Below are 15,212 nucleotides of genomic sequence, written 5' to 3' on the forward strand. Positions count from 1 at the left end.
GAGGAGCTCCGGCCGCCGGAACCCCGCGTGTTATCTATCGATCTTTCCTGTTCCCTTTTGCGAGGTTATAGTCAGTGATATGTGACAGATGTCACAGAGCGCCATCCTGGGAGAGATCATGGCAGCACATCCGGAAACGTCCTTCACAGCCGGGCCGGCCCGGCGGACATTCCTCAAGACTGTTGGCGTGAGTGCCGCCGGCCTGGCGGGCGTGCCGCTGTTGGCGGCGTGCACCGGTGGCAGCGGCCCGTCCGCCGGAGGCTCGGAATCCTCCGGCCTGTCGTTCGGTTCAGGTTCCTCCGACGAAGTTCCCAAGAAGGCGTACGAGGCAGTCACCGATGCTTTCACCCAAAAGACGGGCAAGACGGTCCGGACCAACGTGGTGCCGCACAACGACTTCCAGAACAAGATCAACTCGTACCTGCAGGGCTCGCCGGACGACGCCTTTACCTGGTTCGCGGGCTACAGGATGCAGTTCTATGCCAGCAAGGGGCTTCTGGCACCCGTTGATGACGTCTGGGCCAAGATCGGGGGCAACTTCTCGGACGCCCTGAAGAAGGCGTCCACCGGCCCGGACGGGAAAATGTACTTCGTCCCCAACTACAACTATCCGTGGGGTTTCTTCTACCGGAAGAGCGTGTGGGCCGACAAGGGTTACGAGGTGCCGGAAACCTTCGATGCCCTGAAAACCCTGGCGGCCAAGATGAAGGCTGACGGCATCATCCCGATCGGTTTTGCGGACAAGGACGGCTGGCCCGCCATGGGCACGTTCGACTACATCAATATGCGTCTCAACGGTTACCAGTTCCACGTGGACCTGTGCGCCCACAAGGAGTCCTGGGACCAAAAGAAGGTGACAGACGTCTTCGACACCTGGTCCGCGTTGCTGCCCTTCCAGGATCCTGCGGCACTCGGCCAGACATGGCAGGACGCGGCGAGGGCGCTGGCTGCCAAGAAGACAGGCATGTACCTGCTCGGCTCGTTCGTCACGCAGCAGTTCACCGATCCGGCGGTCTTGAAGGACATCGATTTCTTCGCGTTTCCGGAGATCGCTACCGAGGGCCGGGATGCGGTGGAGGCACCCATCGACGGGCTGCTGCTGTCCACCAAAGGCGGCGGGAACGCGGCCGCGCACCAGTTCCTGGAATTTATCGGCACCCCCGAGGGCCAGGACGCCTACGCCTCGGTGGACGCCTCCAACATTGTCACGGCCAAGGGTGCGGACACCTCCAAGTTCACGCCGCTGAACAAGAAATGCGCGGACACCATCGCGCAGGCGAAGTCGATCAGCCAGTTCTTCGACCGGGACGCCCTGCCCGCCATGGCCAACAACGTCATGATCCCGGCCCTGCAGACCTTCCTCAAGAACGGCAAGATGGACGTCAAGAACCTTGAGGCGCAGGCCAAGACACTGTACGCGGCCCAGTAGCAGGCCGGGGACGCCCATGAGCACTACAGCAAGAGACCTGGTTCCGCCGGAGTCCCGGGCTCCGTCCGGGGCACCGGCGAAGCGGGTCCGCAGCGGCAAGGTCCGCCGGCTCTCCAAACGGGACAAGGCGGTCCTGTCCCTCATGGTGGGCCTGCCCACCCTGATCCAATTGGTTTTCATCTGGCTGCCCACGGTGATGTCCGTCGGGCTGAGCTTCACGCGCTGGAACGGACTGGCCCTGAACGACATCAGGCCTGCCGGAGCCGACAATTATCAGTACATCTCGCAGGACTACCCGCCGTTCTGGCCCGCCATCCAGCACAACATGCTGTGGCTGGCGTTCCTGGCCCTTGTGGCCACCCCGCTGGGCCTGCTGCTGGCAGTGCTGCTGGACCAGCAGATCCGCGGCAGCAGGATCTACCAGAGCATTTTCTTCACGCCGGTGATGCTGTCACTGGCACTGATCGGCATCATCTGGCAGCTGTTCTACCAGCGTGACAACGGCCTGCTGAACTTCCTGCTCGGAACCTCGGGGACGCCGCAGGCCGTTGACTGGTTCGGGGATTCCTCGATAAACATCTGGGCAGCCATGATCGCCGCCACGTGGCGGCACGCGGGCTATGTCATGCTGCTCTACCTGGCGGGCCTCAAGGGCGTGGATCCCAGCCTGAAGGAAGCCGCCGCCATCGACGGCGCCAACGCGGCGCAGACGTTCTTCCGCGTGGTCTTTCCTGCCATGCGGCCCATTAACATCGTCATCGTCGTCATCACCATCATCGAGTCGCTGCGGGCGTTCGACGTCGTCTACGTCATCAACCGCGGCACCAACGGCCTGGAGCTCCTCAGCGCCCTGGTGATCCAGAACCTCGTGGGCGAGGGCCAGGTGATCGGCGTCGGATCCGCCCTTGCCGTGGTCCTGCTGGTCATCTCCCTCGTGCCCATCGTGTTCTACCTCAGCCGCACCTTCGGCAGGGAGAAAAGGTCATGAGCGCCGCCGTCTCCCCCGGCGGGGCCATGACCGGGACAACCGGACGCTCCGGCAGCAAGCCGAAGCGGCATTACGGCACGCATATCTTCCTGACAGCCATGGCCGTCATGTGGCTGATTCCCCTGGTCTGGGCCGTCTTCACCGCCCTGCGGCCGATTGCCTCCACCAATGAGCACGGCTACTTCAGCCTGGCCGGCAACTTCAACTTCGACAACTTCATCCAGGCCTGGTCCCAGGGCGGCTTTGCCAAATACCTCTGGAACTCGGTGATCATCTGCGTCCCGGCGGTACTGCTGGTGCTCTTTTTCGCGTCCATGATGGCGTTCGCCGTCAGCCGGGTCAGCTGGAAGTTCAACGTCACGCTGCTCATCATGTTCACGGCGGGAAACCTGCTGCCGCCCCAGGTGCTGGCGGCGCCGCTGTTCGAGATGGCCAAGCACTTCCAGGTGCCGTACTCCTTCAGCGATTCGGGCAACATGCTGAACACGTACATCATCGTCATCGCCGTGAACATGGCGTTCCAGATGGGATTCTGCACCTTCGTGCTGTCCAACTACATGAAGGCGCTCTCCGCGGACCTGACCGAGGCCGCACTCGTGGACGGTGCCGGGATCTGGCGCCAGTACCGGGAGATCATCATGCCGCTGTGCCGGCCGGCTTTCGCCGCCCTGGCAACCCTGGAAGTCATCTTCATCTACAACGATTTCTTCTGGCCCCTGCTGTTCATCCAGAGCGGTGACCGGCTGCCCGTCACCACCGCGATCAACAACCTCCAGGGCGAGTTCCTGAACAACTACAACCTGCTGGCGGCCGGCGCCGTCATCACGGTCATCCCCACCCTGATCGTTTACCTGCTCCTGCAGCGGCAGTTTGTTGCGGGCCTGACTCTTGGTTCCAGCAAGGGCTAGGCGATGATGGGCAGTACCAGGTTCACCCACTGAAAGGATCCCGATGCTTCCCGCGGCCCGCCACCAGTCCATAGTGGACGCCGTCCGGCGCGAGCGGGTGGTCCGCGTCTCGGACCTGGCCCAGCAGCTGGGCGTGTCCCTGATGACGGTGCGCCGCGACATCGAGATGCTGGAGGAGAGCGGCCAGGTGGAACGGATCCACGGCGGCGCCAAGCTGCCAGGGGATGCCAGCACGCACGAGCCCGGGTTCGAGCTGAAGTCCACCCAGCTGACCGCTCAAAAACGCGCCATCGCCCTGGAGGCCGCAGCACTTGTCCACGAGGGCATGGCGGTGGCCCTGAGCGCGGGCACCACCACCTGGGCGCTGGCCAAGGAACTCGCCAACGGCCCCCGGATCACCGCGGTGACCAATTCGGTGAAGATCGCCGACCTCTTCCACCATGCCTCCGCGGCGGGTTCCGGGCGGCACGCCTCCACGGTGATCCTCATCGGCGGCGAGCGCACGCCGTCGGACGCCCTGGTGGGTCCAATCGCGACGGCGGCGCTCAGCCAGCTCCATCTGGACCTGCTGTTCCTCGGGGTGCACGGCATGGACGCGGATGCCGGCTACACCACGCCGAACCTGCTGGAGGCGGAAACCAACCGCGCATTCATCGCCGCGTCCCGCAAGGTGGTGGTCCTGGCGGACCACACCAAGTGGGGCACGCAGGGAATCAGCACCATCGCCAAGCTCGAGGAAGCCGACGAGGTGATCTGCGATTCCGGCCTGTCCCCCGATGCCCAGCGGATCCTCCGGGACCGGGTGGGCCGGCTGAGACTGGTTTAGCCGCCAGCAGGTCTTACGGGCAGCCGCAGGACTGCCGGACCAGGAGCTTCGTCGGGAAAACGCGGTGCTGGGCTGGCGCGCCCCGGTCCGCCCCAACCAGTGCCCGGACGGCGGCTTCGGCCATGTCGCGCACGGGCTGCTCCACTGTGGTCAGCGTCGGCCAGGAGTATTCGGCGTCCTCCGAACCGTCGAAGGAGACCAGTGCGATGTCCCCCGGGACGGACAGGCCGGCCTCGTGGAGCACACGGAGGATGCCGATGGCCTGCATGTCAGAGCTGGCGAAGATGGCAGTGGGCCGGTGCCCCGATGCCAGAAGCCGCTGCCCTGCCGCGTAGCCGCCAACACGGGTGAAGGCGCTGCGGGCAATGGGGCCTTCCGGCAACCCGGCATCCCGGAGCGCCTGGACCCAGCCCTCTTCGCGGGCGTCCGCTTCGTTGCCGGTGGTGGTGCCCATGGCCAAACCAATGTTGGTGTGGCCATGGCTGATCAAATGCTCGACGGCGGTGCGGGCTCCCTTGGCAAGGTCCACGCCCACCGTCGTGACGCCGGCGGGGCTCCCGCTGTGGCTCAGGAGCACGGACGGGATCTCCGCGGCCTCCAGGTCGGCCAGCTCAGGTTCGAACAGGACGCTGGCCAGTACCACGCCGTCCACCTGTCGGGCTGCGAGGTTCCGGATGTTCCGGCGCTCCTTGGCCAGGTTGCCGTCCGAATTCGTCAGCACCAGGGCGTACCCGAGCGCCCCCGCCGCGTCCTCCACGGCGTGGGCCAGCATCGAGAAGAACGGGTTGCTGTTGTCCGGAATGACCAAACCGATCGTCTCGCTGGACCCCAGTTTCAGGGCCCGGGCAGCGGCGTTGGGGCGGTAGCCCAGCTGCCGGATGGCTTCCTGGACCTTCGCCTCGGTGGCAGGTGCCACCTTCTTCGGCCCGCCGTTCACCACGTAGCTGACGACGGCGGTGCTCACCCCGGCGTACCGGGCAACATCCTTGCGGGTCACCTGGGTCCGCGGGGCGGGCGCTGCCGGAATGGTCATAGTGTCCATGCTAGCTAAAGCACGTCCTGAAGCGCGGCCGGAGCGTCGCCGAAGTCGCGGATGGGCAGCCGTTCGCCGTTCCGCCGCGCGGACTCGTGGGCCACGATGCCGGGCAGGGTGAACCGCGCGGCCGCCCATGCATTGACCGGCGGCAGGGACCCCGTGTTTACGGCCGTGACAAAGTCGTCCACCAGGAACTGGTGGCTGCCTTCATGGCCGTTGGGGGCACCGCGGAACTCCTCCGGCAGCCTGCCGCTGTCATGCACCGGCGCCAGCCCGGACACAAAGGCGTCCCGCAGTTCGGGTGCCACGTTGGCGAGCGACGGATCGTCCAGGGGCACGCTGGGCCGGGACTCCACCTGCTCGGAGATGTCGTGGACGTTGACCTTGTCCTGCCAGACCGTCACCTTGGCCAGCTGCTCAAAGCTGGCCTCAGTGCCGAAGAACCGGAAACGGGACTCACGGATGTGCGAGGGGTAGCCCACCCGGCGCATCTCGTTGGTCCGCATGGCACCGCCGTCGTTCAGTTCAAAAAGGGCAGTGGCGTTGGAGAAGTCGTTCCCGAACATGCTGATGTCCTTGTCGAACACCCCGTCCTGGCGGTCGTCCTTCACGCCGACGCAGCTGACGCTCACCGCATGCGCCGGCAGGGCGCCGAGAACGCCGCCGATCGCGTGGGTGGGGTACAGCATGGGCGGGTAGCTGGCAGTCTCCTTCCAGCGCTCCCCGCCGCTGTACTGGTAGGCGTCGTAGAAGCCCAAGTCCATGTCGTGGACATAGTCGCCTTCGGAGTAAAACACCCTTCCGAACAGGCCGGCCGCGTGCTGCTGGCGCGCATAGACCGTGGCCGGGTTGTAGTAGCTGGTCTCGCCCATCATGTAGATGTTGCCGGTCTCGCGGACGGCGTCGATGATTTTCGCGATCTCGTCCTCGGTGACGGCCATGGGCACGGCCGAGTAGACATGCTTTCCGGCCAGGAGCGCGCGCTCCACCAGCGGTCCGTGGGTCCACCGCTGCGTGAAAATGGCGACGGCGTCGACGTCGGACGCCAGCAGCTCATCGAAGGTGCCAATGGACCCGGCAAGGCCATACTGAGCGACCGCCTCGGCCGCGCGGTCTGCCCGCTCGTCCACGACGAAGACCTCACTGACCCCGGGGTGGAGGTTGAAGAGATGGGCGAACTGGCCACCGAACTGCCCCACCCCGACTACACCGATTGAAAACGTCATTGTTCCTGCCTTCCTAGGCCTAGTCGGCACCGCCTTGCGGTGCGCGCACATGTTTGGGCCAAAGTCTTGCATCCCAATCTACTCGAGTCAACACTTGCAACGTTAGAGAAACAGCCGCCAGCAGCCACGCCAAAATATTCCTTGCACTCCTCTATCTACTCGTGTAGATTTGTTGACGATTGTTAGTTCCATCACACACCCAGGAAGGGTCGATGATGACCACCCTTACTAAGAACCCTGCAGCCAGGAGCGATCAGCGTCCGGCGCGGTCCGGGAGGATCCGCCGAGGCGGCCTCCGGCGGTACGGCGACCTCAAGATCGCCCTCTTCTTTATCGCCCCGGCCCTGATCGGCTTCGTCCTCTTTTACGTGGTGCCCACCATCCGGGGGATCTACCTGAGCTTCACGGAGTACAACATCCTCGGCGACCCGGAATGGGTGGGCCTGGACAACTACACGGCGATCGCCAAGGATCCGCTCTTCTGGAATTCCCTGGCCGTCACAGGGCAGTACGTCCTCATGAATATCGTCCTCCAGACGGTCCTGGCACTCGGCCTGGCCCTCCTGATGGACAGGGTGGCCAAGTCCACCCTGGTCCGGGGCGCCCTGCTGCTGCCCTACCTGATGTCCAACGTGATCGCCGCACTGCTCTGGTTCTGGATGCTTGACTACCAGATCGGCATCGTGAACCAGTTCATCGAATGGGCAGGACTCCCCCGCGTCGCATTCTTCGGCAGCGAGGAATGGGCAATCCCCACCCAGGCCCTGATCAACACGTGGCGGCACATGGGCTACACCGCCCTGCTGATTTTCGCCGGCCTCCAGTCCATCCCGCAGCACCTCTACGAGGTGGCCAAGCTGGACGGCGCCTCACCGTTCCAGACCTTCCGCAAGATCACCATGCCGTTGCTTCGCCCGGTCCTGGTCCTGGTGCTCGTCGTCACCGTGATCGGTTCCTTCCAGGTCTTCGACACCGTGGCAGTGACCACGCAGGGCGGACCGGTCAACGCCACCCGCGTCATCCAGTACTACATTTACCAGCGCGCCTTCACCGAGTCGGATTTCGGCTACGGATCCGCCATCGCCGTCATCCTCTTCCTCATCCTCGCCCTCGTTGCCTTCATTCAGATGAAGTTCCTCAAGGGCAACGAGTCGGACCTGGACTAAGGAGTCCCGCATGACCACCACCACCAGCCGCGGGCCGCAGCCGGCCACAGCACGCCGCCCGGCAACCACCCGCCGTCGTCCTTTCAACGCCCGCCGCGCGGGGGCCTGGGCCCTGCTGGCTCTCGCCATCGCTGTCTCCGTGATCCCGTTCCTCTGGGTGTTCCGCACCGCGCTGTCCACCAACGGAGCGCTGGCCACCCAGTCGGCCAGCCTGCTTCCGGCGGACTTCACCGTTGGCGCCTTCATGCGCGTCTTCGGCCTGCAGGGCCCCGCCGACGCCGTCGCGGAGGGCGGTTCCGGGGCCGCCATCGACTTCTGGCTGTACCTGCGCAACTCGATCGTGTTCTCCTCCATCACCACCGCCGGGGCAGTGTTCTTCAGCGCAATGGCCGCCTACGCCTTTGCCCGGCTGCGCTGGAAGGGCCGGAACGCTGTGTTCAGCCTATTCCTGGGCACCATGCTGGTCCCGCCGATCTTCACCGCCCTGCCCAACTTCCTCCTGATCAAGAACCTGGACCTGCTCAACACCATGCTCGGGATGGTCCTCCCGTACGTCTTCATGACTCCGTTCGCCATCTTCTTCCTCCGGCAGTTCTTCCTGAACATGTCCCGGGAAGTTGAGGAGGCAGCCATGCTCGACGGCGCCAAGCACCTGCGCATCTTCTTCCAGATCGTTCTCCCCAACGCGGCAGCCCCCATCGCCACCCTTGCCCTCCTGACCTTTATCGGCCAGTGGAACGAGTACTTCTGGCCCCTGCTGGTCGGATCCCAGGACGAGGTACGCGTCCTTCAGGTGGGGCTCGGCGTCTTCAAATCGCAGTCCCCGCAGGGAGCACCGGACTGGTCCGGCCTCATGGCCGCCACCCTGGTCTCGGCGCTGCCTGTCCTGGTCCTCTTCGCCGCCTTCGGCAAGAAGATCGTCAACTCCATCGGATTCTCCGGAATCAAGTAAGCATTCCTCTCCCTGCTCCCTTCATCCCCATCCCGAACGGAAAGAAAACAATGAAGAAATCCCTCGGCACCGTCGCCGTCGCCGCAGCCATGGCCCTCTCCCTCTCCGCCTGCGGCGGCTCAGGATCCTCTGCAGAATCGGCCAAGGGCGAGATCAGCTACTGGCTCTGGGACGCCAACCAGCTTCCCGCGTACCAGCAGTGCGCCGACGACTTCACCAAGGCCAACCCCGACATCAAGGTCAAGATCACCCAGCGCGGGTGGGACGACTACTGGAGCACCCTCACCAACGGGTTTGTCGGCGGCACGGCCCCCGACGTCTTCACCAACCACCTCGGGCGCTACGGCGAACTCGCCGAAAACAAGCAGCTGCTGCCCATCGACGACGCCGTCAAGAAGGACAACGTGGACCTGGCCGCCTACAACGAGGGCCTCGCGGACCTGTGGGTGGGCCAGGACGGCAAGCGCTACGGCCTGCCGAAGGACTGGGACACCATCGGTCTCTTCTACAACAAGGCGATGCTCACCAAGGCCGGTATCTCCGAGGACCAGATGAAGAACCTGACCTGGAACCCGCAGGACGGCGGAACGTACGAGAAAGTCATCGCCCACCTGACCGTGGACAAGAGCGGCAAGCGCGGGGACGAATCCGGCTTCGACAAGAACAACGTGGCCGTCTACGGCCTCGGACTCAACGGCGGCGGCGACTCCTCAGGCCAGACGGAGTGGAGCTACTTCGCCAACACCACCGGATGGTCCCACACGGACAAGAACCCGTGGGGCACGCACTACAACTACGACGACCCCAAGTTCCAGGCCTCCATCGACTGGTTCGCCGGACTGGTAAAGAAGGGCTACATGCCCAAGCTCGAGTCCACCGTCGGCGCAGCCATGGCCGATACCTTCGCTGCCGGCAAGTCCGCAATCAACGCCCACGGCTCATGGATGATCGGCCAGTACACGGGCTACAAGGGCATCGAGGTGGGCATCGCCCCCACTCCGACGGGCCCGGAGGGCAAGCGCGCGTCGATGTTCAACGGCCTGGCCGACTCGATCTGGGCCGGAACCAAGAAGAAGGATGCAGCCATCAAGTGGGTGGAATACCTCGCCTCGGCACCGTGCCAGGACGTCGTTGCGTCCAAGGCTGTGGTCTTCCCGGCCCTCAAGGCCTCATCTGACAAGGCCTCTGCAGCATTCAAGGCCAAGGGCGTTGACGTCACGGCCTTCACCGAGCAGGTGAAGAACAAGACCACGTTCCTGTACCCCATCACTGACAACACCGCCAAGGTCAAGGGCATCATGGAACCCGCCATGGACGCCGTGGTCTCCGGCAAGCAGCCCGCCAGTTCCCTGACCGAAGCCAACAACCAGGTCAACGCCCTCTTCAAGTAGGGCCGCAACTGGGCGAAAATCAAAGTCCAGGCATCCTCTCCTGTGGGGCCGGGATCGCGCACACCGCGCCCGGCCCCGCAGCACCCCTCATACCTATCTGCTCATCACGAAAGAGACTTACCTATGGATCCCCTGCACCTCCGTTCCGCCGGCACCAGCCTGGCGATCAGCTTCAGCAGCGGGGAGGCCGAGGTCATCCACTGGGGTGCCGATCTTGGCAGTGAACTCCCCGACCTGTCCATCCTCGCCGAGGCCATCCCCAACTCCGCCATCGATGCCACCGTCCCGGCGGGACTGCTCCCCCAGGCGTCCTCCAGTTGGCGCGGACGGCCGGGCCTGCGCGGGCACCGGATAGCCGACGGCGTCTCCGGACTGGACTTCTCCGTTCGCCTGCGCGCCGTGCACGCCACGGTCAACGGCCGGTCCGCCGCCATCGTCCAGCAGGACGCTGACGCCGGCATCACCGTGGAATCCACGCTCACCCTGCACGACGGCGGCCTGCTGGAACTGCAGCACACCGTCACGAATACCGGAACCACGCCGTTCCAGCTCGACGAACTTGCCGCTGTTCTCCCGGTGGCTCCGGACGCCGTCGAACTCCTCGACCTGACCGGACGCTGGTGCCGGGAACGGCACCCGCAGCGCCGCCCCATCCAGCAGGGCACCTGGGTGCGGACCGGCCGGCACGGCCGCACCGGGCACGACTCCTCGCTGCTGTTCGCAGCCGGCACCGCCGGCTTCGGCAACCGCCATGGCCGGGTCTGGGCCACGCACCTGGCCTGGAGCGGCAACCACGAACAGTTCGCGGACACCCTCGCCGACGGGCGCACTATGATCGGCGGTTCCGAACTGCTGGGCCCTGCAGAGGTCATCCTCCAGCCCGGCGGAAGCTACGCCACCCCCAAGCTCTTCGCCGCCTACTCCGACCGCGGCCTGGACGGCATCAGCGACGCGTTCTACAGCTGGTTCCGCTCGCGCCCGCACCACGTGCTTCCGGCCACGGGCGGCGGAAAGGCGCGCCCCGTGGTGCTCAACACGTGGGAGGCAGTCTACTTCGACCACAACCTGGACACCCTGATCGAACTTGCGGACTCTGCCGCAGACCTCGGCGTGGAGCGCTTCGTCCTCGACGACGGCTGGTTCCGCGGCCGCCGCGACGACACCGCCGGGCTGGGCGACTGGTTCGTGGACGAGACGCTCTGGCCGGACGGGCTGACGCCGCTCATCGACGCCGTCACGTCGCGGGGCATGGAGTTCGGCCTGTGGGTGGAACCCGAGATGATCAACCTCAATTCGGACGTGGCACGGGCGCACCCGGACTGGATCGTCGGACCCGCCGCCGTATCGCACAAGGACGGCGGACGCCTGCCCCTGGCCTGGCGGAACCAGCACATCATCGACCTGGTGAACCCGGAGGCGTGGCAGTACATCTTTGACCGGATCGACGCTCTCCTGCGCGAAAACAAGATCAGCTACCTCAAGTGGGACCAGAACCGGGACCTCACCGAACACGGGCACGCCGGACGATCCTCCGTCCACGAGCAGACCCTTGCCGCCTACCGCCTGTTCGATGAGCTCCGGAAGGCCCATCCCGGCGTCGAGATTGAGAGCTGCTCCTCGGGCGGGGCACGCGTGGACCTTGGCATCCTCGAACGCACCGACCGTATCTGGGGTTCGGACTGCAACGACGCCCTGGAGCGGCAGACCATCCAGCGGTGGACCGGCGTCGTGGTTCCGCCCGAATTGGTGGGCGGCCATATCGGCCCCACCACGTCGCACACCACCGCCCGCACCCACGACCTGTCCTTCCGCGCCATCACCGCGCTGTTCGGTCATTTCGGCATGGAATGGGATGTCCGGGAGGTCCAGGGAGAGCAGCGCGAGGAGCTCAAGCGCTTCATCGAGCTGTACAAGGAGCACCGCGGGCTGATCCACAGCGGCCGGATGGTCCGGGCCGACGTGCCCGACGAGTCGCTTATGCTCCACGGCGTGGTGGCCGGTTCCGCTGCTGGTTCCGTTTCCGGTTCCGGTTCCGTTGCTACCGGCACGACGGCGGCGCTGTTCGCCCTGGTGAGCACGCGCACCTCGTTTGCCGAGCAGCTGGGACGGGTCGCCCTGCCCGGGCTGGAGGCGGATAGCCGCTACCGGGTGGAGGCCATCTTCCCGGCCCCGGTGGACGCCGATTACGGCCACACCTTCACCCAGATCCAGCCGCCGGCATGGCTGGCTTCCGGCGCGGAGGCCAGCGGCCGCTTCCTGGCCGAGGTGGGGCTCCCGATGCCCAGCCTCAACCCGGAGCACGCGCTGGTGCTGAAGGTCACGGCGCTCTAAGCTGCACCGACGGCGGGCGCTGCCGCCCGCCGTCGTTCTTCCCGCCCACCAACCTCCGTCCTGCACCGCCGGCCCTCCAGCCGGCGGTGCGGGACGCCGCATTTTCCGTAACGAAAGCCTCGCCCTCGGAGCCCGGCAACCCGACGCGATAGATTTGCAGGCATGACTGAAGCCCCCTCCGCCACCGAAGCCGGCCGCGGCACCATCCTCGTCCTCAACGGCCCCAACCTGAACCTCCTCGGCACCCGCGAGCCGGAAAAGTACGGCACAGCCACGCTGGCCGACGTCGAGCAGCTCGCCAAGGACACCGCCGCCGCCCACGGGCTCGACGTCGAGTGCTTCCAGTCCAACCATGAGGGCGCGCTGGTGGACGCCATCCACGCCGCCCGCGGCAAGGCCATCGGCATCGTGCTCAACGCCGGGGCCTACACCCACACCTCCGTGGCCATCCGGGACGCGATCTCCGCGGTCCAGCTCCCCGCGGTGGAAGTCCACATCACCAACGTGCACGCCCGCGAGGAATTCCGCCACCACTCCTACCTCTCCGACATCAGCAAGGCCGTGATCGCCGGTGCCGGCATTATGGGATACCGGTTCGCCGTGGAGTACCTCGCCGACCTGAATGCCGGCAAGGCCTGACCATGCGGACGGCGGCCCTCGGCACCGCAGAGTGGTACCGGCATTTCGGCACGGTTGATGCCCCCGGTTCCTCGCCCTGCTACGCCGACTGGTCGCTGCACATCGCCGACGATCCCGGGCTCATTGCGAGGATCGACGAGTGGCCGTACAACAAGCGCCAGCCCCTGCTGATGCTCGCCGCAGCCCGCTTCCTCGGCGCCAAAGTCTCCCCGTACCCGGAGTTCCGCGCCTTCCTGGACGAGCACTGGGCCGAGGTCTCGCGCACCGTCCTGTCCCGCGCCACCCAGACCAACGAGGTGGGCCGCTGTGCCACCCTGCTTCCCTCGCTAGCGGGCATCGCGGCCGCCGAGGGCCGGCCGCTCGCGCTGATCGAGGTGGGCGCCTCCGCCGGGTTGGCACTGTTCCCGGACCGCTACAGCTACGAGTTCGACGACGGCGCGGCAGTCACGCAGCTGGACCCCGTCGCGTCCGGGGACGGGTTCGCCGCGTCCGGCGGCCGGTTGGCCGGGTCCGGCGAACTGCCGGAGCCTCCCGTCCTGCGCTGCCGGACAGCAGGCCGGGTTCCCCTGCCGGACCGCTTGCCTTCTGTGGTGTGGCGGGCCGGGATCGACCTCAATCCCCTGGACGTGCGGAATTCCGACGACGTCGCCTGGCTTGAAGCGCTGATCTGGCCGGAGCAGGAGTTCCGCCGTGAGCGGCTGCGCCGGGCCATTGCCGTTGCGCGCCAGGATCCGCCTTTACTCGTTGCCGGCGACCTCAACGAACAGCTGCTGTCGCTGGCCGGGCAGGCACCTCCCGACGCCGCACTGGTGGTGTTCCATAGTGCCGTCATGGGCTATGTCAGCGGAGACGGGCGCGCCAGGTTCCGGGCCACCATGCAGACCCTGGCGCGGGACCGGGGTTGCCACTGGCTGTCCAACGAGGGCGAAACCGTGATCATCCAGGAGGACGGCTCGGTGGTTGTCCCGGAGATGGATCCCGCCCGGCTCCGCGGCAACTTCCTGCTGCTGCACAACGGCCAGCCCGTGGCCATCACCGGCCCGCACGGCCAGAGCCTGGACTGGCTGTAACCCGCTGACCCTCTCGCTGGATGCCGCTACTGCTGGATGCACTGTCCCGACGACACGGGGGCGGACAGGTCCGGTGCCTCTGCGGCCACCGGACGGAGATCGATCATCGGAATCGCGAACCCCAGGGCGGCGTTGGAAGTTGTCTTTGCGAAGATGACGCCTGCCACCTCTCCGTTGGTGGTGAGAAGCGGGCCGCCGGAGTTGCCGGGCTGGACGTCACCTGCAAGCTTGTACACCTCGTCCGGAACAGGGTTGTTGCCGTAGATGTCCGGCACCAGCACTGTGGAAATGCCCTGCACAGTGGCCGGCTTGGACTGGTAGGGGCCGCCATGCGGGTAGCCCGCAAACGCGGCGGCGGTTCCCGCGGGCAGGTCAGGGCTCAGCGGCAGCGCCTCGGTGGGCAGTCCGTCCACCGCCAGGACTGCGAGGTCGCGCTTGCTGTCGAAGTAGACCACCCGGCCCGGCATTGCACCGCCGCCGGGGACCTCCACAACAGGCTGCGACACCCCCGCAACGACGTGCGCGTTGGTCACCACGCGACCGGAGGACACCACGAAGCCCGTTCCGGTCTGGTTCTGCCCGCACTGGAACGCGGTTCCCGCGATCTTCAGCACCGAACCGGCTGCCCTGTTCAGGGCCGGTGTGTCCGTGCTCGCGTTCGGAACCGGCACCTGCTGCTGGCCCTGGCCAATCCCCTCAATGAGAGTGGGAATGCCGTCGCCCATAACCGCTGAGCGCAGCTGCGCCATCGCGGATTTGACCGGGTTCGGCGTCAGTCCGTCTATGAAACGGATCACCTTGGACTCGGCCAGCAGCTGCGAGACGAAGGGCACACCAAGAGCGCTGATACTGAAAGCCAGCATGGACATGACAAGCGCGGACACGACCAGATTGACGGCCCCGCCAATGAGTCTGTCCACAGCCCGGAGCGGCCGCATGCGAACGGCACTGCGGATACTGCGCCCAATCATGGTTCCGAGCGCGTTGCCGAGGACCACCAGAAGGACTGCCGTGCCGATGATGGCGGTCAGGCGCCACCCACTGTCCTCAACGAAGTCGCTGACCAGCGGAACGGAGAGGAATGCAGCCACGGCGCCCGCGGTGAAGCCGGCCAGGCCGCCGACGGTCACCAGGAAGCCGTTGCGCAGGCCGTAGATCAGATAGGACAAAAGCGTGAGCATCAACGCAAGGTCCAGAACGGTCAGGCCAAACACTGGGTCTCCTCATAAGCAGCTAAGCCCCGATTCTAC

13 protein-coding genes are annotated in these 15,212 nt (G+C 65.8%); 10 read left to right on the forward strand and 3 right to left on the reverse strand.

Features of this window, described 5'->3' with window-relative positions:
- Positions 1-118: 118 nt before the first annotated feature.
- The 4 genes from ACHMXB_RS13465 to ACHMXB_RS13480 are packed head-to-tail and all read left to right on the forward strand — an operon-like array spanning position 119 to position 4,151.
- Entirely contained in the window at positions 119-1,429 is a 1,311-nt protein-coding gene (locus ACHMXB_RS13465) for an ABC transporter substrate-binding protein (protein ID WP_395399005.1), read from the forward strand.
- A gap of 16 nt (positions 1,430-1,445) precedes the next feature.
- Entirely contained in the window at positions 1,446-2,417 is a 972-nt protein-coding gene (locus ACHMXB_RS13470) for a carbohydrate ABC transporter permease (protein ID WP_395399007.1), read from the forward strand.
- Positions 2,414-3,325 (forward strand): carbohydrate ABC transporter permease, encoded by a 912-nt coding sequence (locus tag ACHMXB_RS13475; RefSeq protein WP_395399009.1) that lies wholly within the window; start codon positions 2,414-2,416, stop codon positions 3,323-3,325. Before ACHMXB_RS13470 ends, ACHMXB_RS13475 begins: the two co-directional genes overlap by 4 nt.
- 43 nt (positions 3,326-3,368) lie before the next feature.
- Complete coding sequence (locus ACHMXB_RS13480) at positions 3,369-4,151, forward strand: DeoR/GlpR family DNA-binding transcription regulator (protein ID WP_395399011.1); 783 nt, start codon at positions 3,369-3,371, stop codon at positions 4,149-4,151.
- Positions 4,152-4,164: 13 nt separating this feature from the next.
- Here ACHMXB_RS13480 and ACHMXB_RS13485 read toward each other — a convergent pair whose 3' ends face one another.
- Both ACHMXB_RS13485 and ACHMXB_RS13490 read right to left on the reverse strand, forming a co-directional pair.
- The gene (locus tag ACHMXB_RS13485; RefSeq protein WP_395399013.1) at positions 4,165-5,184 is read right to left on the reverse strand and encodes a LacI family DNA-binding transcriptional regulator; all 1,020 of its coding nucleotides are present in this window, start codon (positions 5,182-5,184) and stop codon (positions 4,165-4,167) included.
- Positions 5,185-5,198: 14 nt separating this feature from the next.
- Positions 5,199-6,413, reverse strand: coding sequence for a Gfo/Idh/MocA family protein (locus ACHMXB_RS13490; protein WP_395399015.1), 1,215 nt, complete (start codon positions 6,411-6,413; stop codon positions 5,199-5,201).
- A 215-nt stretch (positions 6,414-6,628) separates the two neighbouring features.
- Here ACHMXB_RS13490 and ACHMXB_RS13495 point away from each other — a divergent pair, with 215 nt between their 5' ends.
- The 6 genes from ACHMXB_RS13495 to ACHMXB_RS13520 all read left to right on the forward strand — a co-directional run bounded on the left by ACHMXB_RS13495 (position 6,629) and on the right by ACHMXB_RS13520 (position 13,962).
- Positions 6,629-7,579 (forward strand): carbohydrate ABC transporter permease, encoded by a 951-nt coding sequence (locus tag ACHMXB_RS13495; RefSeq protein ID WP_395405280.1) that lies wholly within the window; start codon positions 6,629-6,631, stop codon positions 7,577-7,579.
- A gap of 10 nt (positions 7,580-7,589) precedes the next feature.
- On the forward strand, positions 7,590-8,531 hold the full coding sequence (locus tag ACHMXB_RS13500; RefSeq protein WP_395399017.1) for a carbohydrate ABC transporter permease: 942 nt from the start codon (positions 7,590-7,592) through the stop codon (positions 8,529-8,531).
- A gap of 50 nt (positions 8,532-8,581) precedes the next feature.
- Entirely contained in the window at positions 8,582-9,922 is a 1,341-nt protein-coding gene (locus ACHMXB_RS13505) for an ABC transporter substrate-binding protein (RefSeq protein WP_395399019.1), read from the forward strand.
- A gap of 123 nt (positions 9,923-10,045) precedes the next feature.
- Positions 10,046-12,253: an alpha-galactosidase gene (locus tag ACHMXB_RS13510; protein ID WP_395399021.1), complete on the forward strand. Its 2,208-nt coding sequence runs from the start codon at positions 10,046-10,048 to the stop codon at positions 12,251-12,253.
- 162 nt (positions 12,254-12,415) lie between these two features.
- Entirely contained in the window at positions 12,416-12,892 is a 477-nt protein-coding gene (gene aroQ, locus ACHMXB_RS13515) for a type II 3-dehydroquinate dehydratase (protein WP_395399023.1), read from the forward strand.
- A 2-nt stretch (positions 12,893-12,894) separates the two neighbouring features.
- Complete coding sequence (locus ACHMXB_RS13520) at positions 12,895-13,962, forward strand: DUF2332 domain-containing protein (RefSeq protein WP_395399025.1); 1,068 nt, start codon at positions 12,895-12,897, stop codon at positions 13,960-13,962.
- Positions 13,963-13,988: 26 nt separating this feature from the next.
- Here ACHMXB_RS13520 and ACHMXB_RS13525 read toward each other — a convergent pair whose 3' ends face one another.
- A complete protein-coding gene (locus ACHMXB_RS13525; protein ID WP_395399027.1) occupies positions 13,989-15,176 on the reverse strand; it encodes a MarP family serine protease in 1,188 nt (395 codons plus the stop codon).
- Between the last annotated feature and the right edge of the window lie 36 nt (positions 15,177-15,212).

It is taken from the genome of Arthrobacter sp. UC242_113 (genome assembly GCF_044054585.1).
GTDB lineage: Bacteria > Actinomycetota > Actinomycetes > Actinomycetales > Micrococcaceae > Arthrobacter.